This is a genomic window from Priestia sp. YIM B13489 (genome assembly GCF_042787645.1).
In the GTDB taxonomy this organism is placed as follows: Bacteria; Bacillota; Bacilli; order Bacillales; family Bacillaceae_H; genus Priestia; species Priestia megaterium.
In genome coordinates this window covers 2,979,808-3,002,556 of record NZ_JBHZOQ010000053.1, presented here as the reverse complement: position 1 = coordinate 3,002,556, position 22,749 = coordinate 2,979,808, and the positions used below count along the sequence as shown (strand labels likewise).

The 22,749-nt window shown below is 38.2% G+C and carries 15 protein-coding genes and 1 pseudogene; 15 read left to right on the top strand and 1 reads right to left on the bottom strand.

Going from position 1 to position 22,749, the window contains the following annotated elements:
• Positions 1 to 8: 8 nt before the first annotated feature.
• The 11 genes and pseudogenes from ACFX4W_RS21160 to ACFX4W_RS21110 all read left to right on the top strand — a co-directional run bounded on the left by ACFX4W_RS21160 (position 9) and on the right by ACFX4W_RS21110 (position 16,447).
• Entirely contained in the window at positions 9 to 1,475 is a 1,467-nt protein-coding gene (locus ACFX4W_RS21160; RefSeq protein ID WP_043979130.1) for a glycoside hydrolase family 32 protein, read from the top strand.
• Between the two features lie 273 nt (positions 1,476 to 1,748).
• Positions 1,749 to 3,209 (top strand): protein adenylyltransferase SelO, encoded by a 1,461-nt coding sequence (locus tag ACFX4W_RS21155; protein WP_280559348.1) that lies wholly within the window; start codon positions 1,749 to 1,751, stop codon positions 3,207 to 3,209.
• A 588-nt stretch (positions 3,210 to 3,797) separates the two neighbouring features.
• The gene (locus ACFX4W_RS21150; RefSeq protein WP_043980541.1) at positions 3,798 to 5,249 is read left to right on the top strand and encodes a glycoside hydrolase family 68 protein; all 1,452 of its coding nucleotides are present in this window, start codon (positions 3,798 to 3,800) and stop codon (positions 5,247 to 5,249) included.
• A 352-nt stretch (positions 5,250 to 5,601) separates the two neighbouring features.
• Positions 5,602 to 8,388: a sigma-54-dependent transcriptional regulator gene (locus ACFX4W_RS21145; RefSeq protein ID WP_280559354.1), complete on the top strand. Its 2,787-nt coding sequence runs from the start codon at positions 5,602 to 5,604 to the stop codon at positions 8,386 to 8,388.
• A 254-nt stretch (positions 8,389 to 8,642) separates the two neighbouring features.
• On the top strand, positions 8,643 to 9,083 hold the full coding sequence (locus ACFX4W_RS21140) for a mannose/fructose/sorbose PTS transporter subunit IIA (protein WP_014460796.1): 441 nt from the start codon (positions 8,643 to 8,645) through the stop codon (positions 9,081 to 9,083).
• Positions 9,080 to 9,574 carry a PTS sugar transporter subunit IIB gene (locus tag ACFX4W_RS21135; protein ID WP_013056296.1) on the top strand — a complete coding sequence of 165 codons (495 nt, stop codon included), beginning with the start codon at positions 9,080 to 9,082 and terminating at the stop codon, positions 9,572 to 9,574. Before ACFX4W_RS21140 ends, ACFX4W_RS21135 begins: the two co-directional genes overlap by 4 nt.
• A 12-nt stretch (positions 9,575 to 9,586) precedes the next feature.
• Positions 9,587 to 10,399: a PTS mannose/fructose/sorbose transporter subunit IIC gene (locus ACFX4W_RS21130; protein ID WP_280559359.1), complete on the top strand. Its 813-nt coding sequence runs from the start codon at positions 9,587 to 9,589 to the stop codon at positions 10,397 to 10,399.
• Positions 10,400 to 10,425: 26 nt separating this feature from the next.
• Entirely contained in the window at positions 10,426 to 11,253 is an 828-nt protein-coding gene (locus ACFX4W_RS21125) for a mannose/fructose/sorbose PTS transporter subunit IID (protein WP_013056298.1), read from the top strand.
• Between the two features lie 86 nt (positions 11,254 to 11,339).
• On the top strand, positions 11,340 to 14,918 hold the full coding sequence (locus ACFX4W_RS21120) for a GH32 C-terminal domain-containing protein (RefSeq protein ID WP_322551934.1): 3,579 nt from the start codon (positions 11,340 to 11,342) through the stop codon (positions 14,916 to 14,918).
• A gap of 194 nt (positions 14,919 to 15,112) precedes the next feature.
• Positions 15,113 to 15,908: pseudogene (map, locus tag ACFX4W_RS21115) on the top strand (type I methionyl aminopeptidase).
• A gap of 230 nt (positions 15,909 to 16,138) precedes the next feature.
• Positions 16,139 to 16,447, top strand: a complete 309-nt coding sequence (locus ACFX4W_RS21110; protein ID WP_052500311.1) for a DUF5634 family protein — start codon at positions 16,139 to 16,141, stop codon at positions 16,445 to 16,447.
• A gap of 866 nt (positions 16,448 to 17,313) precedes the next feature.
• On the opposite strand, the gene ACFX4W_RS21105 is transcribed toward ACFX4W_RS21110, so the two are convergent.
• A complete protein-coding gene (locus ACFX4W_RS21105) occupies positions 17,314 to 17,787 on the bottom strand; it encodes a YbaK/EbsC family protein (protein WP_013082511.1) in 474 nt (157 codons plus the stop codon).
• 315 nt (positions 17,788 to 18,102) lie between these two features.
• Between ACFX4W_RS21105 and ACFX4W_RS21100 the strand changes: the two genes are divergently transcribed.
• The 4 genes from ACFX4W_RS21100 to hutU all read left to right on the top strand — a co-directional run bounded on the left by ACFX4W_RS21100 (position 18,103) and on the right by hutU (position 22,736).
• On the top strand, positions 18,103 to 18,294 hold the full coding sequence (locus tag ACFX4W_RS21100; protein WP_034275619.1) for a hypothetical protein: 192 nt from the start codon (positions 18,103 to 18,105) through the stop codon (positions 18,292 to 18,294).
• A gap of 37 nt (positions 18,295 to 18,331) precedes the next feature.
• Entirely contained in the window at positions 18,332 to 19,156 is an 825-nt protein-coding gene (locus ACFX4W_RS21095) for an aldo/keto reductase (RefSeq protein WP_043979105.1), read from the top strand.
• A gap of 356 nt (positions 19,157 to 19,512) precedes the next feature.
• Complete coding sequence (hutH, locus tag ACFX4W_RS21090; RefSeq protein WP_165575984.1) at positions 19,513 to 21,024, top strand: histidine ammonia-lyase; 1,512 nt, start codon at positions 19,513 to 19,515, stop codon at positions 21,022 to 21,024.
• Positions 21,025 to 21,074: 50 nt separating this feature from the next.
• Positions 21,075 to 22,736, top strand: a complete 1,662-nt coding sequence (gene hutU / locus ACFX4W_RS21085; protein WP_043979099.1) for a urocanate hydratase — start codon at positions 21,075 to 21,077, stop codon at positions 22,734 to 22,736.
• Positions 22,737 to 22,749: the final 13 nt, after the last annotated feature.

Sequence of the window (22,749 nt, the reverse complement as noted above, 5' to 3'; positions counted from 1 at the left end):
ATATGATGATGTTAACGGTAAATAAAATCGAGCAAGCTCAACATTCATTAAATGAAGCAGAGAAAAAGGTGAATCATCAATATCGGTTAGGGTATCATATTATGGCGCCAGCGAACTGGATTAATGATCCCAATGGGTTGGTTCAGTATAAAGGAGAATATCATGTTTTTTATCAACATCATCCTTATGACGAGAACTGGGGACCGATGCATTGGGGACATGTGAAAAGCAAAGATCTTGTTCATTGGCAGCACTTGCCGATTGCTTTAGCTCCTGGAGATCCATTTGATAAAGATGGATGTTTTTCTGGAAGTGCCGTGGATAACGAAGGAGAGCTTACGCTAATTTATACAGGACATAATTATATAGACAAAGAGCTGGATACTTTTTTTCAAAACCAAAATATAGCTGTTAGTAAAGACGGCATTACCTTTGAAAAAGCAGAGGCCAACCCAGTTATTGCTGAGCCGCCAGCAGATAGCTCTCATCATTTTCGGGATCCTAAAGTATGGAAGCACGAAGATTTCTGGTATATGATTCTAGGAAACTCAACAAAGAAACAAGAGGGCCGTGTTATCTTATACCGATCTTCAAATTTACGAAAATGGGAATATGTTGGTGTCCTTGCTAAAAGCGATGGAGATCTAGGGTACATGTGGGAGTGTCCAGACTTCTTTGAGTTAGACGGAAAGCATGTGTTAATGATTTCTCCTCAAGGGATAGAAGCAAAAGGTGATTCCTATCACAACCTTTTCCAAACGGGATATTTAGTTGGAGAATATAATTATGAAACCAATACATTTCATCATGGGTCATTTACTGAATTAGATTACGGCCACGATTTTTATGCTGTTCAAACGCTTTTAGATGATAAAGGGCGGCGAATTGCAATTGGCTGGATGGACATGTGGGAAGCTAATATGCCAACGAAAGAGGATGGATGGTGCGGTGCGCTAACGCTTCCGAGAGAACTAACTTTAAGAGGGGATAAAGTGTTAATGAACCCCGTCCAAGAGCTTACATCACTTCGGAAAACTCAGTATAATATGCTAACCAATAAATCTCTTTCTAACAGTTATGTAGTAGAAGTAAATGAAGACTTGCTAGAGATACAAGCTGTATTTGATTTAGCGGACTGCCAAGCTTCATCGGTAGGAATAAAAATTCGTGGAATAAACAACGAAGAAACGCTTATGTGTTACAACCTTAATGAGCAAAAGCTATTGCTTGACTGTACTCACTCGGGAAAAGAAGATGGAGTGAGGAAAGTAGCGCTACAAGCAGGTGAGACACTAGCTTTACGAATATTTGTGGACCGTTCTTCCGTTGAAGTATTTGCAAACGAAGGCCAAGCGACCATGACGAGCCGTATTTATCCAAAAGAAAGCAGGCTCGGAATTGAATTATTTACTGAAGGAGGAAACGTAATCGTAAAAGAGTTAACGTATTGGAATTTAAAAGATATTTGGGGGTAAAATACAGAGGAAGAAGTATATTAATACTTCTTCTTTTTTGAGCATTTAATAGCTCGTCAACAAAGCGGAGGTATATAAATGGATAAGGCACTTTAGATTAAAAGTACGAGCAAATACGATATAATAGTAAAAGAGAAAATAAATGAAAGAGAAACTGTCCTGCTCTAAGACCCCCAAAAGAAAGCAGGGTAGAGCAAGGCTTACTGCGCTTATAAAACAACGATCAGTAAAGAAAGAATTATTTTTTAAGACACAAAAAGAAAAGGAGATACGATGACTAATCAAAAAGAAACAGGATGGAATTTACGTAATAGCTATGCGGAGTTACCAAACATCTTTTTTACCCCTCTTGATCCTAATCCAGTGAGTTCACCTAAAATAGTTAAATTTAATGACTCTTTAGCCGCGTCTCTAGGATTACAAAAAGAACAGCTGCAAAGCCCAGAAGGAGTTAGCATTTTGGCTGGAAACAGTTTTCCAAAAGGTGCTTTCCCGCTTGCACAAGCTTATGGGGGGCATCAATTTGGCCACTTTAACATGCTAGGAGACGGCCGGGCTATGTTAATAGGAGAGCAAGTTACGCCTTCGGGTGAGAAAGTAGACCTTCAGCTTAAAGGCTCAGGCCGAACACCGTATTCCCGAGGAGGAGACGGCCGGGCAGCTCTAGGACCTATGCTGCGTGAGTATATTATTAGTGAAGCCATGCATGCTCTTGGTATTCCGACTACTCGGAGCCTAGCAGTCGTAACAACAGGTGAATCCATTGTTCGTGAAAAAGAACTGCCGGGGGCGATTTTGACGCGTGTAGCTTCCAGTCACCTTCGTTTTGGCACATTTCAGTTCGCTGCAAAATGGGGAACGGTCGAAAACCTTCAAGCTTTAGCTGACTATGCATTAGAACGTCACTTTCCCCACATAGAAAAGAACGAAAAAAAATATTTATCATTGCTTCAAGAAGTGATTAAGCGTCACGCTACCCTAGTTGCTAAATGGCAGCTTATTGGTTTTATTCACGGCGTCATGAATACGGATAATATGACAATTAGTGGAGAAACAATTGATTACGGACCATGTGCATTTATGGATACCTATGATCCAGAAACTGTATTTAGTTCAATTGATGTACAAGGGCGCTACGCTTATCAAAATCAACCAGGCATTACAGGGTGGAATCTTGCGAGGTTTGCTGAGGCTTTATTACCGCTATTGGATCAAGATATAGAAAAAGCAGTTGAAATAGCGCAAAGCGCTGTGACCGAATTTCCAAAATTCTATCGGGAAAACTGGCTGGCAGGTATGCAGGCTAAACTTGGGCTTTTTAACGAAGAAAAAGAAGATGAAGCATTATTCCAAGACCTTCTTACAATAATGAAAACCTATAAAGCTGACTATACAAATACGTTTCGTGCATTAACTTTCGATAAGCTAGAAAATAGTGACTTGTTTGAAAGCAAAGAATTTGCACAGTGGCATGAGCTATGGCAGAAAAGATTAGGTAGACAAAAACAATCTAAAGCGGAGTCACAAGAGCTTATGAAAAATAATAATCCGGCTGTCATTCCTCGAAATCACCGAGTGGAAGAAGCGTTAGACGCAGCACAAAAAGAAGACTACAGCGTCATGGAAACCCTTCTTGAAGTGCTTTCTAGCCCATATGAATCTCCGATTCAGCCAGAGTATTGTACACCGTCTGCTCCGTCTAATCAGCCTTATCAAACGTACTGCGGAACTTGATTCTTAAATAAGAACTGCTATTTAAAAACAGCATAAATGACGTCAAAAAGAGCTCTTTATAAAGAGCTCTTTTTGATTTCCTGAAAAATGTATTATTGATTCATTAAAATGATAACGATTTCTCGTGAAAAGCTACATAAAATTTAATAGGATGAAAGAATCAATTCAAAAATTAATTATCTAATTCTTTTGTCTCTTATTATTTCCAATAGGAACTATTATATAATAAATTATTCCACTATTTCACAAAAAATACATTAACGATATTTTTTTGAAAATGGCTTACTTAAACAGCTGTAGAAGAGCTTATAAAAAATATCAGGTTAAATATGATGATGAATTTGCCCATTTAATCAAAAAGTTGAAGGTGTAAGACTTTATAACCAAATGAAAAATATAAGGGGAGAAAAAATGAGAGGATTACTCCATTTTACCTATTTGACTTTTCAATATTATGCAAGTAATCTTGGAAAGGTAATGGAACCGGTTCTGTTATTTCGCCAGATTGATATTACTTCTCGATACATAGAAAATGAATTGCTTGTGAGTGACACAAGAAAAGGTATTGTACAAAAGGGAGAAAAACAGATGAATATTAAGAAAATAGCAAAGCAAACTACAGCTTTATCTTTTGCTACAGCTCTGTTAGTAGGTGCTGGATCTCAAACATGGGCTGCTGAAAGCAATCATAAAGATACCAACAATAATTATAGAGTTTCCCATATTACGCGTGATAACATGCTGAAAATTCCTCAGCAGCAAAAAAGCGAACAGTTTAAAGTTCCAGCTTTTGATAAATCAACAATCAAAAATATTGCCTCTGCAAAAGGGTATGATAAATCGGGCAATTTAATTGATTTAGATGTATGGGACAGCTGGCCTCTGCAAAATGCTGACGGAACAGTAGCCAACTATCATGGTTACCAAGTTGTATTTGCACTAGCAGGTGATCCGAAAGATGCTGATGATACATCTATTTATGTGTTTTATCAAAAAATCGGTGAAGATTCGATTGACAGTTGGAAAAATGCAGGAAGAGTGTTCAAAGACAGTGACAAATTTGTACCGAATGATCCTCATTTGAAAAAGCAAACACAAGAATGGTCAGGATCTGCTACTTTAACATCAGACGGAAAAATACGCTTATTCTATACTAACTTTTCAGGTACAAACTATGGAAAACAAACCTTAACAACAGCTCAAGTAAATGTATCCCAGCCAAGTGGAGATACGTTAAAAATTGAAGGTGTTGAAGATCATAAATCCATTTTTGATGGTGATGGTAAAAAGTATCAAAATATTCAGCAGTTTATTGATGAAGGCGCATATGGTTCAGGAGATAATCATACATTGAGAGATCCTCACTATGTAGAGGATAAAGGGCATAAATACCTTGTGTTTGAAGCAAACACAGGAACTGAAGATGGTTATCAAGGTGAAGATTCCCTTTACAATCGAGCTTACTACGGTGGAAATAATCCATTTTTCCAATCAGAAAAAGAGAAATTACTTCAGAGCTCTAATAAAAAGAAAGCCTCTTTAGCAAACGGTGCATTAGGCATTGTTGAACTAAATAACGATTATACCTTGAAAAAAGTAATGGATCCACTGATTACTTCAAACACGGTGACAGATGAAATTGAACGCGCAAATGTATTTAAAAAAGATGGGAAATGGTACTTATTCACAGATTCTCGCGGATCTAAAATGACTATTGATGGTATCGGCCAAGATGACGTATATATGCTAGGGTACGTATCAAATACGCTGACAGGAAAATACAAGCCGCTAAATGATACAGGACTTGTTTTACATATGGACCTCGATCCTAATGACAAAACGTTTACGTATTCACATTTTGCAGTTCCACAAGTGAAAGGAGACAATGTCGTAATCACAAGTTACATGACAAACAGAGGCTTTTATTCAGAGGAACATTCTACTTTTGCTCCTAGCTTCTTGTTAAATATTAAAGGATCAAAAACAGCTGTTGTGAAAAACAGTATTTTACCACAAGGGCAATTAAGTACCGATAAATAATTTTTAAAAACGAAAGAAGATGGCGGTAACTGCTGCTGTTTTCTTTCGTTTTATTATTTAATCAAAAATGTGCTGTAAACGCAGTGCTGATTAAAATAAAAAAGCAGTATATACATTGATAGTTATTTAAAAAAATGAAATATTCAGACAGAATATAACTTTAAGAATGAAACCGGTTGACATGCAGGTTTGACTAACTTAATATATTTACATATAATGGTTTGAAACGTTTTCATAGATTAGTATGACATGAGGGTACTTGTAGATGAAATAGCTTGTAGTAGTAGGGAATGATCATTTCTTTGAAAGAGAAAATTCCAATCGTGAACTGAAAATAAAGAAGGTGCTTCTAATGAAACGAATTGATAAGGTATACAATCAGCTGTTGAGTAATTTTCAAGAGTTTACAGAAGTGGAACTTTTACATAAACAAGGAAGCTCAGCGATTGAAATTGCTGAACAGTTAGATTTAGAGAGATCTAATGTAAGTCTTGAACTTAACAAACTTGTCCGCATGCAAAAAGTAATCAAAATTAAAATGTTCCCCGTTCGCTACGTTCCGCTAGAGGTTGTTGAAACCATTTGCCATCAAAAGTGGGATACGAATAAGATGGAAGTAGAAAAACTAGAGCAGCTATCTAATGGAGGAAAAGAAGAAGCTCTTCCTGCTAATCCTTTTGAATTAATGATTGGAGCTACCGGAAGTTTGAAAAAATCGATTTCTCAAGCAAAAGCTGCTGTTCTTTACCCGCCTAATGGATTACATATGCTGCTATTAGGTCCCACGGGATCGGGAAAATCTCTTTTTGCAAAACGAATCTATCAATTTGCCTTATATTCAGAGAGGCTAAAAACAGATGCCCCGTTCATTACCTTTAACTGCGCTGATTATTACCATAATCCTCAACTACTTCTTTCTCAGTTATTTGGTCATAAGCAAGGGAGTTTCACCGGAGCAACTGAGAGTAAAGTAGGTTTAGTAGAACAAGCAAATGAAGGGATTCTCTTTATGGATGAAGTACACCGGCTTCCTCCCGAAGGCCAAGAAATGCTTTTTTACCTCATTGATCAAGGTACGTACAATCGCCTAGGGGAAACAGATCATAAGCGAACGTCTAAGGTATTAATTATTTGTGCTACAACTGAAAATCCCGGTTCAGCCTTACTGCAAACTTTCTTAAGAAGAATTCCGATGACTATCCATATTCCCTCATTAGAAGAGAGGTCTTTAAAAGAAAAAATTCGCCTCACCACGTTTCTTTTAGAACAAGAGGCTAAACGAATTAATAAAAAGCTAAGTGTTCACATTGATGTATTAAATGCTTTAATCCACACTGAAAAATTCGGAAATGTAGGGCAGTTAAAGTCGAATGTGCAGCTCGTTTGCGCACACGGATTTTTAAATAACCTTGATAGTAAACATATGGTGGAACTTACAGTGCGAGATCTGCCTGACGATATTAAACGAGATTGGATTTCAAATAGTAAAAATATGGAGCGTAGCAAAAAAATTTCTGAATATGTAAACCTTAAAACGATTATCTCCCCGGCTATGGAGAGCCAAGAAATAAAAATGGAGGAAGACGTATCATTTAATTTATATCAGTTAATAGAAGAAAAAGTAGATGTTTTAACAAAAGAAGGTTTATCTCAAGAAGACATCAATCAGTATATTCTTACCGACATTCATTTGAATGTTCGAAGCTTTTTTAATCAAAAAAATGGCCAGAGCTCTAATTTAATGAAATTCGTAGAAGACGATGTGATTCAGCTTACAAAAGAATTAAAACAGTTGGCTGAAAAAGAATTGAACTGTAAATTTGATCGCAGATTTATCCATTTTTTAAGTATGCATATGGAATCCTTTTTAAAACGAAAAAAACAAGTAGACGTATTAAATATAAAGGAGATAGATGAAATTCGTGAAACATATCCAAAAGAATATGCGGTAGCACTGCTTTTTAAAAATCGAATTGAAAAGTGGTTTAACATTAGCGTGCCAGAAATAGAAGTCATTTATCTCACAATGGTTATTCAATCAATTCGAACGTTAGAAGAAAATAAACGAGTAGGGATTGTAGTTGCTGCCCATGGAAACAGCACGGCAACTTCTATGGTTGAAGTTGCTACGGAGCTTTTAGGAAGCACTCCTATTATAGCTATTGATGTGCCTTTGACGGTATCTCCGGTTGAAATTGTAGACAGGTTAATCCAAGGAATTAAGAAAGTAGATGAAGGAGAAGGCGTATTAATGCTCGTGGACATGGGTTCGCTTGCCATGTTAGAAAGCAAGTTGGAACAAAAAACAGGGACTAAAATTAAAACCATCAGCAATGTGACGACGTCTATGGTATTAGACACCGTTAGAAAAGTAAATTATTTAGATTTAAATTTATATGCCATATTTGATTCAGTGCAAAAAGACTTTATGGAATTTATAGATAAGCAGCAGCACGTGTTTGGAAAAAAGAAAGCACTTGTTTCTATTTGTACAACAGGAAGCGGTACAGCAAAACAATTAGAAAAAATCTTAACGATTATTTCACGCAAAGTATCTCAAGAACCTATTAAAATTCTAACCGTTTCTTCTATTAAATTAGCAGCAAACATTCGAGAAATTCAAAAAGAATATGAAATTGTTGCAACGGCAGGTACTAAAAATCCAAGGATTGATGCGCCTCATGTATCATTAGAAGTCCTCATTGAAGGGCAGGGAGAGCGAATACTTCAACAGGCAATTACAAAAGAAACGATAAACTATGATGATGAGAAAACCGAAGCGAATATTGTGGTGCGTGAACTTTGCGAAGAAAACTTGCGAAAGTACCTTCTATTTATTAATCCGTACCTCATAAGTGAAATTCTGTTAGAATGGTTAAGTCATGTACAAGATGAGTTAGAAATGGAATTAAGCAACACTGTTATGATTCGAATTGTGATGCATACAGCCTTTGCTTTAGAAAGAATGATAAAAAATGAACCTCTTACTTTTCCCGAGGATGAAGAAATCACTCACCAGTTAGAAAACATTTATCAAAAAACGGAAAAAACATTACAAGCCGTCGAAAAAAAGCTGAAACTTACCTTAACAAGAGATGAAAAATTATTTATTGCCACCATTTTTGCGGATGAAATGTAAAAATCATATTATAATTCTGAGAAACTAGTTTGATTTATATGCCACTAGTTTCTTTTTTTATCCCATTTTTTAAATAACAGAAAAACCTGTATTAAAACGCATGACGTTTTGATACAGGTTTGTTTATTTTAAGGAACCTGTATCGACAACGCAGAAAAAGGTATTGAAAAATAAATGAAAGCGCTTAATACTCTTTGTTGGCACGATACTTGCAATAAATAAGTGTAGAACGTAAAAGAGAGGAGCAAGTGTACATGATTTCAGTCATTATTAGTGGACATGGTGATTTCGCGCCAGCGTTAGAGGGGTCTTCCAAAATGATATTTGGTGAAGAGAATCACGTAGTAGCCGTACCTTTTCTAAAAGGCGAGGGTATCCAAACCCTTGAAGAAAAATATAAGCAGGCACTAGAGGAGATGCCCTTAGAAAATGAAGTGCTTTTTTTAGTAGATATTTTCGGAGGTACACCCTACAATGCGGCTACTCCCTATATCCTTAAAAATAAAACAGCGGATATGGTATCCGGAGTTAACTTGCCTATGTTATTAGAAGTGTTAGCCATGAGGGAACACGTTACATTAAAAGAGATGCTAGGAAGATTAAAGCAGGTGAATGAAGAAAGTTTTCAAGTGTGCAGTGAACATTTGGAGAAAATCCAGCAAGCAAACCAAATCGGAGAGGATGGATTATTATGAAAATCGTTTTAGCAAGAATTGATGACCGCTTTATTCACGGGCAGGTATTAACAAGATGGATCAAAACAAATGCAGCAGATCGAATTATCATTGTTTCAGATGAGGTGGCAGCGGATGAAATGCGAAAAACGCTTATTCTTTCTGTGGCTCCTTCGAATGTAAAAGCGAGCGCTGTCTCGATTTCTAAAATGACAAAAGCATTTCACAGCCCTCGCTATCAGGATACAACAGCCATGCTGCTGTTTGAAAACCCCGCAGACATTGTCGCTCTTGTTCAAGCGGGCGTACCTATTGAGACAGTAAACGTAGGGGGCATGCGTTTTGCTAATGACCGAAAACAAATCACTAAATCTGTAAGCGTTACCGAAAAAGATATCGATGCTTTTGAGAAACTGCAGGAACTAGGCGTAAAGCTTGAGCTGCGCCAATTACCTTCAGATTCTAGTGAAAATTTTATTCAACTACTGAGAAACGAAACAAAAATCAAATAAGGAGATGAGTTTATGTCTTCCATACAAATTATTTTATTATTAGTCATTGCAGCAATAACTGGCATCGCCAGCGTGTTGGACGAAGGGCAATCCCATCGTCCTCTCATTGCCTGCACGTTAGTAGGCTTGGTGCTTGGAGATTTAAAAACCGGCATTATTTTAGGTGGAACACTGGAATTAATGGCTCTTGGATGGATGAATGTTGGATTGGCGATGGCACCTGATACGGCTATTGCTTCTGTTATTTCAACTATTTTAGTTATCACAGCTGGTCAGGGGATTGGTGAAGGCATTGCGGTAGCCATAGCTTTAGCAGCTGCAGGGCAAGTACTCACCATTTTTGTTCGTACCATCACAGTATTTTTAATTCATCGAGCTGATAAGTACGCGGAAGAAGGAAACTTTAAAGGAATTGAAATTATGCATATTACTGCTATGGGTTTTCAGGCTCTACGCGTTATGATTCCAACTTTAATTGTTACATTAATCAGCGTAAGCGCCGTGCAAACTTTCCTCGGAAATATTCCGGAAGTTATTACAAAAGGCCTGCAAATTGGAGGAGGCATTATCGTGGTCGTAGGATATGCCATGGTTATCAATATGATGAACATTCCTCATTTAAAGCCCTTTTTCTATATCGGGTTCTTATTGGCGGCATTTACAGGGTTTAACCTGGTAGGATTTGGAGCGCTGGGTCTTTGTTTAGCACTTCTTTATCAGCAAGTAATGCAGCAGCGAAATCAAATGCAGCCGGCAGGCGTTCCCGCAGCTACAGGGAGCGAACAAGTATATGATGATGACGATGACGATGATTTAGATGCCTAAACGGCGAACTTAAGGGAGGGATAGAGATGGAGAATGAAAAAAGATTAACGAAAAAAGATATCTTTAGCATGTTCATTCGTTCGAATTTTTTACTCGGTTCATTTAACTTTGAGCGTGTTCAAGCAATGGGCTACTGTTATGTTATGATTCCAGCAATCAAACGCTTATATGGACCAGGAGCTCAGCGAAATGCAGCATTAAAGCGTCATTTAGAATGGTTCAATACACACCCATGGATTTCCGCACCTATATTCGGCGTCACGGCAGCAATGGAAGAAGAAATGGCAAACAAAAAAGATTTTGATGAAAAAGCTATCAGCGGAATGAAAATTGGATTAATGGGCCCACTTGCTGGTGTAGGAGACCCTATTTTCTGGGGAACGCTTCGACCAGTTCTCGCAGCCCTAGGCGCCTCGCTTGCGTTAGGCGGTAACATTGCCGGACCACTGCTGTTTTTCATCTTAATTAATGCAATTCGATTAAGCACAAAATATTATGGATTAAAATATGGCTACTTAAAAGGAACAGAAATTTTAAAAGATTTAGTAGGGAATCGAATTCAAAAACTGACGGAAGGTGCATCCATTTTAGGACTCTTCGTAATGGGAGCGTTGGTTTCGAAATGGACTACTATTAATATACCAGTGGTTGTTTCTAGGATCAAAGATGATTCTGGTAAAGTTGTGGTAAAAACTGTGCAAGATGTACTTGATAGTATTCTACCGGGGCTGCTTCCTTTAGCGCTAACTTTATTAGTAGCATGGATGCTTCGAAAAGGTACAAATCCGCTGCTTATTATTTTCGGTATTTTCTTAATTGGTATAGGGGGTTATTGGATAGGCTTTTTAGGATGATAAATAAGAGGAGTCATCTATTCTTTTAGCATCTGCTGGTGAAAATGTTTTACATAACCAGTATGCAAATAAAGGAGGAAAGGAAGATGAAAAGAACCGTTAAAAAGTTATTGATGATTGGAGTCGCTTGTTCCATAAGCTTGTTTTCTGCATGCCCTGTATTAGCTGATAATACAGGGTATTATCAAGAAAAATACCGGAATCAATTTCATTTTTCTCCAGAAGCGAACTGGATGAACGATCCAAATGGAATGGTCTATTATAACGGAGAGTATCACCTTTTTTATCAGTATTACCCTTACGGTACCACTTGGGGACCCATGCACTGGGGGCATGCAGTTAGTACAGATTTAGTGAAATGGAAACACCTGCCGATTGCTCTTTCTCCAGATGAGAACGGAGAGATTTTTTCCGGAAGTGCCGTTATCGATTGGAATAATACCGCAGGGTTTGGAAAAGAAGCAATGGTAGCTATCTTTACACACTCGGGCAGAAAAGGACAAGTGCAAAGTCTAGCATACAGCAAGGACAGCGGAAGAACGTGGACCAAGTATGAAGGAAATCCTGTTATGCCGAATCCCCCAGTTCCTGACTGGCGCGACCCAAAAGTGTTTTGGCATGACCAAACCAAGCAGTGGGTGATGTCTTTAGCCGCTAAAGATAAAATTATGTTTTATACATCACCTGACTTAAAAAATTGGAAATACACAAGTGAGTTTGGACCTGATGGAGGCATCCAAGCAAACGGTCAAAGTGGTGCCTACACATATACTTTATCCGAACAAAAAGGTCAATCCTTTACTCTGGAGGGAGAAATTACGCTTGTAGAAAAGAATGGACGCGCAGGCGCAGGCGGTCTTGTTTTTCGTTCTAATAAAGACGCAACAAACGCATATACCGTCAATTTAGATGCAGAAAAGAACCTCTTAACACTTAACAAAGTAGAGAAAGGAAACGTAACGACCGTTGTTTCAAAGTCGGTGAGGCTTGATACATCACAAGCATATCATGTAAAAGTAGAAGCAAACAGTCACTACTTTAAGGTACTGTTAAATGGAAAACAAGTTCTAGAAGGCAGTGATGCATCTTTTGAAAATGGTCAGTTTGGATTAACAGCATGGAATTCCACAGCTGTCTTTCGTCATGTTAAATTTACGAATCAATCTAATTTTATAACCAATCTATCTAACTGGAAACCTGTTACGGGAACGTGGAATGATACTGCTGATGGAAAAATCGGTAAATCTGACAGCGATGGATATATTATGAGTGAAGAACAGGGAGATCAGTTCATTTTTAAGTCAAATATGACATTTTTAGATGAAAATCCTGGTTCAGGTGCACTACTCTTTCGGGCAGACGCGGAAGCCAAAAACGGATATATAGCTAGCGTGGACGCTTCTAAAGATACAATCAAACTAGTAAAGCTTCAAAATGGCATTTCAACTGTCCTTGCCGACACAAACGAAAAAATTGATACGAGCAAATCACATCAAGTAAAAGTAACTGCATCGGGAAATAAACTTGATTTGTATATAGACGATAATTTCACCCTTACTGCAAAAGATGAAACTTTTTCAAAAGGATTGTTTGGATTACATGTTCATCAATCTTCAGTCCAGTTTCAAGATGTTAACATGACCAAGTTTATTGATACAGATGAAAAGGAAATTAAAAATAAAAGTTTTGAAACAGGCGATCTCACCGGCTGGAAAACGATAAAAGGAAATGCATTCACAAACGATCATGTAACGGATGCAACCGCAAATTGGAGCGGTCTCTTTGAACAAAAAGGAAAGTATCATTTATGGGGGTTTTCCGATAAGCAAGATGGCGATAATGCCACTGGAGAATTACATTCATCTTATTTTAAATTGAGCGGCTCAGGTGAAATCAATTTGTTAATGGGAGGCGGAAACGACCCCACAAACCGCTATGTCTCCTTAGTCAGGGCCTCTGACGATAAAGAATTGATTCGTCAAGCGAATACAAAGTTTGCAGATGAAAAGTATCAGCGCTACGTATGGGATGCTTCTAAGTATATAGGAGAAGTATTGTATATTAAAGCCGTTGATCAAGCTGTAGGCGGATGGGGGCATATTAATCTAGATGATGTTAATGTATTTAATACAGAAAAAATGCCGGATAAAGTAGACAGTGTAGCAAAAGAACCGGAGGAAGTTAAACAAAGGGAAAGCGGAGAGCTTTCAGATTGGAATACTGTGTCAGGAGAATGGGTGAAATCAACTCATGGAAGCAACGGAGGGATTTGGGAGTGTCCTACTTTACTCGAACTGCCGGTTGATGGAGACAGCACAAAGAAAAAATGGGTGCTGCAGGTAAGCATCAATGATGGAGCGGCAGCTGGAGGTTCAGGTATGCAGTACTTTGTTGGTGATTTTGACGGAAAAACATTTAAAAATGAAAACCCGCCAGAGGAAGTGCTTTGGACAGATTATGGTGCTGACTTTTATGCTGCTGTAGATTGGAGCGGAGTTGAAGGAGATAACGGAGAAAAGTATTGGCTAGGCTGGATGAGCAACTGGCAATATGCAAACAATACCCCAACTACTACTTGGAGAAGCTCTATGTCGATTCCAAGAAAAATAGAACTCACCAACACAGCAAAAGGACTTCGTTTAAAACAAATACCTGTTTCAATTGATTCAATTCGCAATAAGCAAGAAAAAAAGGTGTTGAAGAATCTGATGGTCGTTGAAAATAAAAATCTTCTTTCGGGCATACAGGAAAACAAATATGAAATTATGGCAGAATTCGATGTTTCTAATACAGATGCACAAGAATTTGGTTTTCAAATTCAAAAAGAAGGCAGTGAAAATACAAAAGTCAGCTATAACGTAAACAAGCAGCGATTATTTGTTGACCGAACAAACTCTGGAAATTTTGATTTTGGTGAAAATGTGAAAGGCAAACACTCTGCTTCCATGTTTCCGAAAGACGGAAAGGTTAAGCTTCATATGTTTGTAGACCAGTCATCTGTAGAAGTATTTGGTAATGACGGCACGGAAGTAATAACAGATCAGCTCTTTCCAACGCTTTCAAGCAATAAAATAAGGCTTTATAGCAAAGGAGGAGCTGTGAAATTGAATTCCCTGAAGATGTATCCATTAAAATCTATTTGGAATAAAAGTCCTGTTGAGACAAATTTATCAGTGTGGAAAAGCATTAGCGGACTATGGGCCGATACGATTAATGGAAAACAAGGACGAAGCAAAGAAGATGCCTTTGCTTTATCATCAGAAAAAGCAAAGAATTTTATATATGAGGCAAAGATAAAGGTGTTAGACGATCCTGTTTCAAATTCTACAGGAGCAGGAGCTCTAGTATTCCGTTCGGATGAACAGGCAAATAACGCTTACGCTGCGAATGTAGATGTGCTTAATAATCAAGTAAAACTCATTGCGTTTAGAGACGGAATAGGCAAAGATCTCATTATTTACGATGATGGGGGAAAGCTGGATTTAAAGACAAATACGGATTATCGCTTGAAAGTAACGGCTGAAGGAGAACACATTCAAGTTTATCTCGATGATAAGCTTGTGATTGATGCAGTGGACCATACCTTTTCAGAAGGCTATGCGGGGTTGAATGTATGGAATTCTACTAGTTTGTTTAATGAAGTGAAGTTTGAAACAGTGGATTAAGGGATTGTGAAAGCTTCTGCTTGTTTGAGGGAGCTTTTATATAACATAAAAAAGCATGCTGCGGTAAAGTAGCATGCTTTTTTGAATTTCATAGGTTAATGAAGAGGATTTTGACATATGATAAATATCTTACTAGTCTAATTAATCGTACATTTTAGTTCTTAAAAGGTCTTTTGAAAAATCCTCATAGAAATATGATAAAATCGGATAGGATATATATTTCGAGGAAGGAAAGTGTTTTTTATGATTATTGGTAACGAACAAGATTTAGAAAGTTTACGCAAAATTGGACGCATCGTTGCACTTGCGCGCGAAGAGATGAAAAACCAAGCAAAAGCAGGCATGACAACAAAAGAGCTTGATATGATCGGTAAAAAAATATTGGATGAACACGGTGCTATTTCTGCACCTGAAAAAGAATATAATTTCCCAGGTGTAACGTGCATTAGTGTAAACGAAGAAGTGGCTCACGGTATCCCGGGAGATCGAGTATTAAAAGATGGCGATTTAGTAAATGTGGATGTATCTGCCGTACTTGACGGCTATTATTCAGATACCGGTATTTCATTTGTTATTGGGCAAGACGAAGAAAAAGAAAAGCTGTGCCAAGCTGCAGTAGATGCATTTTGGGCAGCCATGAAAAAAGTAAAAGCTGGTTCAAAACAAAACCAAATTGGTCGTGCTGTCTCTAACTTTGCACATCAAAACGGATATGCTGTTATTGAAAACTTGACGGGTCACGGTGTGGGCCGCAGCTTGCATGACGCTCCTAACCATATTTTAAACTATTATGATCCAATGGATAAAGCCCTTTTGAAAAAAGGCCTTGTTATTGCTGTAGAGCCGTTTATCTCTATGAAAGCTGATCATATCATTGAACGCGGAGACGACGGCTGGACGTTTGTTACACCTGATAATAGTCTTGTAGCACAATGTGAGCATACAATTGTTGTAACAAACGGTGAACCAATTATTTTAACGGAACTATAATCAAGTTTCGCACGTCTTCTTATTTTTATAGATTCCATTAATTAATAAAAAGCTACTTCACTTAGCAATGTTTTTTTATTGTGTTATAGTGAGGTGGCTTTTTTGATTTATTATGCAATCACTGATGATCATATTGATTTGCTTTGTTCAGATAACGTTTGAAAGATAGTGTAATTGAATATGCTCAAGGGAATGCTAAACATAAATCAAAATGAAAAGGGGTATAAAATGTGGAATATGTAAAAAGAGAAACGGCTATAAGTGAACTGACGCATCATATGGATGACATTTTAAACAAATATAACCTTCAAGGCGTCTCCGTATATGAAGAAGAAGGAGAAGGTAATCACTATTATCTTGGCTACACAGTAAAAAAGAATGATCAGGTGTTTATGCTTAACAGACCTTATCTAAAAGATAAAGACGGGAAACTAGCAGTAGAAAAGCAAGAATGGACCGTTCAAGGTAACGAAGGAGAAACAAATGGACATGCTTCACTTGAAGATGCATTTCAAAAAATTGATGAAATCATACATTAAATAAATTTGATGAATTTCACTGCGGATACTTTTCTTTGAACGCTTGAGTACGAGCAGTAGAAGCGCTAATAGGTGACGGGTGTCTTTCATCTATACTATCTAAATTTTCTTTGCTTTAAAATCTAGAAAATTATATAATAAAAAATTGTTTTTTTAGGTTTTACTATATAAATACGGGGTACACATATAGTACAGCAGCTATCATGCAAATGGTTGTTGTCAAAGGTTAAATACTTAGCGTATGAAGGGACTGATTAGTTTTGAAAGGCTTAACAGCGACTTCAGCAAATGTATTACCGCAAATTGAAAGCAGATATTCGTATCTGACACAAGGCACTTTGGTTATGAACCGATATACGTAACGAAAGGGCCTGAATAGGCAAACAAAGGAAAGACTGAATCAACGAGAAGAAGCCTGCATCTAAAAATGTAGGCTTCTTCTTTTTTACAGATGAAACTAAGATGACGAAGGAGTACATAGCGGGTATGAATTCAAAAGATTCACATTCAATCAATTTTCCGTGCACGTTTTTCTTGAAAAAAGGTCATAAGTTGAAGATACTGTATATAACTATGTAAAAGAATTTTTGAAGACAAAATAGTAAATCTGCTTGAGGTGAAAATGATGAGAAAAGCAAATAAAAGTGAATTTCTGTGGAATACGTTAGACGGCTGGCTTTTTATCCCTAGGAACATTCCTTTACTATTTCTTTTTGTATTTCTCTTAGGGGTTTCTTACCTAGGTTGGGTTAAGCTGTTTCATAAATTCGTTTAGATACACCAACAAGCTGAAACAAAAACTGTTTCAGCTTGTTGGCGTGCTGATTGATTTATTTTATGTATAGCTGTACTGTAATTCACCTAAATTATTCATTCCACCCTTTGCATACATCAACCCACTTTAAGCATTTCGAAAATTCTTCTAGTTCGGGTATTGTTAATTCGATTGCACTATTTCCACTTCCACAGGCAGGGAAAACGGTGACAAAACGTTTCAGAGATTCATCTAGATACACGTGAACACCTTCATTAACGGCAAACGGGCATACTCCGCCTACAGCATGACCAATCAGCGTTTCTACTTCACTTGCTCCAAGCATTTTTGCTTTGGTTCCGAACTCTTCTTTATATTTTCGGTTATCAATTTTCGCATCTCCTGCTGCCACAATCAATAGAACAGTTCCTTCGGCGTTAAAAGAAAGACTTTTTGCGATCCGTTTCGGCTCGCATTTTAAAGCTTGCGCTGCTAGTTCTACAGTAGCACTGGACTCATCCATTTCGATAATTCGATTCTCCATACCGTATTGTTTAAAATATGCTTTTACTTTTTCAATCGCCATTTTTTATATCCATTCCTTTCGTTAACTCTTGCAAATATGTATGATTGCCTTACAGAGAATGTGCAGTTGTTCTTTACAGTGAAAAAATCTTATTATTTTAATATACAGAAATCATACAAAACTTTGAAGTTAAAAGCACATATTCGTTTTAATTAAAAAAGTTACGTAGGTAAAGTATTTTTAACTGATTAAAGCAGGATTACGGAACCCTTTGACGAATGTAACTATGTCGGCTGCGAAAACATAGGCATTAGAACGAAAGATAAATGATGAAATTGAAAAGGCGCAAACGTTCTAGTGAAATGAGGAGAAGTAATGCCAAATTTACACACTGTCGTCAGTTTTTTTAGCAGTACATGTATGGCAACGATGAGTATGATTTATTTGTTTTCCCTTGTGCCGCGCGCATGGTCTTTTAAATTTCGATTTGGAGCCATGATTATAGGAATCCCAGTCGGCATTATAATGGGACAGGTTGCTATGCTGATCGGCTGGCACCATCATTAAAACTTTGAACTTTTTAACAAAAAAGGAGACGTGTAAAATGAATATTGTTACATTAAACAACGGTTTAAAAATGCCTCAGCTTGGATTTGGCGTATGGCAAGTAGAAGATAACCAAGCAGCAGCTGCAGTGTCAAAAGCAATTGAGGTTGGGTATACCTCTATTGACACAGCCATGATTTATAAAAATGAAGAAGGAGTAGGTCAGGCGATTAAAGAATCTTCTGTTTCTCGAGAACAGCTGTTTATTACAACAAAAGTTTGGAACAGCGACCAAGGCTATGAAAATGCATTACGTGCATTTGATGAAAGCTTAGAACGATTAGGACTTGATTATGTCGATTTATATTTAATTCACTGGCCTACACCTCAATATGATGAGTATGTGGAGACGTATAAAGCATTAGAAAAGCTTTATCACGATGGAAAAGTAAAAGCAATTGGCGTCTGCAACTTTGAGATTGAGCATTTAGAGCGCTTGTTAAACGAATGTGATGTAACACCGGTTTTAAACCAAATTGAGTGCCATCCGTATCTTGCTCAAAACGAATTAAAAGAGTTTTGCGCCAAACATAATATTTTTGTGGAAGCATGGAGCCCTCTTGATCAAGGAGGAGAAGTGTTACAAGACGAGGTCATTCAAAAAATTGCTGAAGTACATAGCAAAACTCCGGCTCAAGTTGTATTGCGCTGGCACTTACAAAACAACACAATTGTCATCCCTAAATCAGTTACACCGTCTAGAATAGAAGAAAACTTTAACGTGTTTGATTTTGAACTCACTGCCGATGACATGGCAGAGATTAATGGGTTAAACAGCAACCGCCGCAAAGGTCCGCACCCAAGTGACATGAACGTCCGATAACGTTTAAAGAAATAAGAATGTGCAGCTGTGAACCATCGCTGCTATAAGAAATAATGAGTTTATTTCAGATTATTTAAAATTTTCTTAAATAATAATTGACAAATGATTAATTCAGCGTAATACTTAGTGTAGGTACTCTAGTTGCTTTAAGTTGTACAGCTTAAAGTGTATAGTGGTTTAGTCATTTAGTGATTGTTTGTATGTATAAGTTGAAATGCCGATTATTAATAAAAGCCCATAGTGTAAGTAGGTTAGTTTATAGGGGGCTATATCAAAAGGAGCTTGTTTCCTCTTTGATATAGCCCCTTTTTGTGTTCAAAAAAGGTAGTCTACAGTTTAACAAGGGAGCGGATATGATGTTTATTCAAATCGACGGAAATTCACTGACGTTCGACCAAATCTACAAAGTTATTTACCAAGGATACTCCGTGAAAATTAGCGATCACGCAGTTGAACATATACAAAAAAGCAGAACGTTAGTTGAAGAGAGTATTACGAACAACAACGTAATTTACGGAGTAAATACTGGATTCGGAAAGTTTAGCGATACGGTTATTTCAAAAACGGACTTAGCTGATCTGCAGATTAACTTGATTCGCAGTCATGCCTGCGGGCTAGGAGAACCATTCTCTTTAGAGGCAAGCAGAGTGATGCTGCTGTTACGAGCGAATGCATTATCTAAAGGGTATTCAGGCATACGACTGGAAACCTTGCAGCTGCTTATCGATTGCTTAAACCAAAATGTAGTGCCGGTTATCCCAAGTCAAGGTTCACTTGGAGCTAGCGGTGACTTAGCTCCATTATCACATCTAGCGCTGCTGTTAGTTGGAGAAGGGGAAGCTGTATATAATGGTCAGCGAATGCAGGGAGAAGAAGCTTTAAAGCTAGCGGGGCTTGAACCTATCCAATTACAAGCAAAAGAAGGGCTAGCTTTAATCAACGGCACTCAGGCAATGACAGCTGTAGGAGTAGTTTCGTACCTTGAAGCTCAAAAGCTAGCTGATCTTGCTGACGGGATTGCAGCACTGACGTTAGAAGGTCTGCAAGGCATTTTAGATGCATTTATGCCCGAGTCTCATGCGTTAAGACCTTATCCGGAACAACAGCAGGTAGCTGCCCGAATTCTTTCTTATTTACAAGGCAGTCAATTAACTACTTCTCAAGGGCAAATAAGAGTGCAAGATGCTTATTCACTGCGCTGCATTCCTCAAGTTCATGGTGCTATTTATCAAGTTTTAAATTATGTAAAAGAAAAGCTGTTAATTGAAATTAATTCAGCAACCGATAACCCGCTCATCTTTGCCGACAGCGGCAAAGTAATTTCTGGAGGGAACTTTCACGGGCAGCCCATTGCGTTTGCTATGGATTTTCTAGGAATTGCACTGGCGGAGCTTGGGAATATTTCTGAACGGCGCATTGAACGAATAGTCAACCCTCAGCTTAGCGGGCTTCCGGCATTTTTAAGTGCGGATCCTGGTTTAGAGTCTGGGCTCATGATTACTCAATACGCTGCTGCTTCATTAGTTTCCGAAAATAAAGTATTGGCGCATCCATCAAGTGTCGATTCTATCCCATCTTCAGCGAATCAAGAAGATCATGTCAGCATGGGAACGACTGCTGCACGTCATGCTTATCAAATTATCCAAAATACACGAAGAGTTCTATCGATTGAAGCAATTTGTGCGGCTCAAGCAGCCGATATTCAAGGAGTCGATAAACTTGCTTCGGAAACAAGAAAAATTTATTCAAGAATTAGAAAAACCGTACCAACCATTACTAAAGATCGAATTTTCTCACGTGATATTGAAGCGTTAGCAGCTGATTTCAAAACCTTTGTGCAAGATACTAATTATGAACTAGCGCTGTAATAAAAATGTTCGTTTAACAGTTTTTCATTTTTATAGAGGAGGAAAACAAAATGGAGACAAAACAAAGTGGAATGAAAGCACCTCGTGGGACGGAACTAACGACAAAAGGCTGGGTACAAGAAGCTGCTCTTCGCATGCTTCTAAACAATTTAGATTCTGAAGTAGCGGAGCATCCGGAAAAGTTAGTCGTATACGGAGGAATCGGAAAAGCAGCCCGTAACTGGGAGGCGTTCGATCGTATTGTCGCAGCGTTAAAAGAGTTAGAAGAAGATGAAACGCTTCTCATACAGTCCGGTAAGCCTGTTGCGGTTTTTAAAACCCACAGTGATGCACCGCGTGTTTTATTAGCGAATTCGAATCTTGTTCCTGCTTTTGCAAATTGGGAGACGTTCCATGAGCTTGATAAAAAAGGGTTAATGATGTACGGACAAATGACTGCAGGAAGCTGGATTTATATCGGAAGCCAAGGCATTGTTCAAGGAACGTATGAAACATTTGCTGAGTGTGCCAACCAGCATTTTAACGGAACTTTGAAAGGAACGATTACGGTAACAGCCGGATTAGGAGGAATGGGTGGTGCACAGCCGCTAGCCGTTACGATGGCAGGCGGCGTTGTAATTGGAATTGATGTTGATCGCACGCGTATTGAAAAACGTATCGAAACAAAATATTGCGATACGGTAGTCGAAAGTGTAGCTGATGCAATCACGTTAGCTGAAGATGCAAAAAGATTGGGCAAAGCGCTTTCCATTGGGTTAGTTGGAAATGCAGCCGAGATTCTTCCTGAAATGATAGAGCGAGGATTTATCCCAGATATTGTGACGGATCAAACATCGGCACATGATCCACTTAACGGATATTTGCCGATTGGAGTCAGCTTAGCAGAAGGAGAAAGATTGCGGAATACAAATCCAAATGAATATATAAAACAATCAAAAGCCAGTATGGCTATCCACGTTCAAGCCATGTTAGAGATGCAAAGAAAAGGCACGGTTGCTTTTGACTATGGCAATAATATTCGCCAAGTGGCGCTTGATGAAGGCATCAAGAATGCATTTGATTTCCCAGGATTTGTCCCAGCGTATATCCGTCCGCAGTTCTGTGAAGGAAAAGGACCGTTTCGATGGGTCGCTTTGTCAGGAAACCCAGAGGATATTTATAAAACAGATGAAGTCATTTTACGTGAGTTTTCGGATAATACGCATCTTTGCAACTGGATTAAAATGGCGAGAGAAAAAATTGAGTTTCAAGGATTGCCGGCTCGCATTTGCTGGCTAGGATACGGAGAAAGAGCGCGCTTTGGAAAAATTATTAATGATATGGTAGCAAACGGAGAACTGTCAGCACCTATCGTTATTGGCAGAGATCATCTAGATGCCGGTTCTGTGGCGTCGCCAAATCGTGAAACTGAAGCAATGAAAGACGGCAGTGATGCAGTAGCAGACTGGCCGATTTTAAATGCATTAGTTAATACGGCAGCAGGCGCAAGCTGGGTATCTGTTCACCACGGAGGAGGAGTAGGCATGGGGTATTCTCTTCACGCTGGAATGGTTGTAGTAGCAGACGGGACGGAAGAAGCCGCCAAACGTCTAGAACGTGTTTTAACAACAGACCCAGGCATGGGTGTAGTTCGTCATGTAGATGCCGGCTATGATAAGGCCATTCAAACTGCAAAAGAAAAAGGAATACAAATTCCGGGGTTAAATGAATAAAAAAGGAGGGATA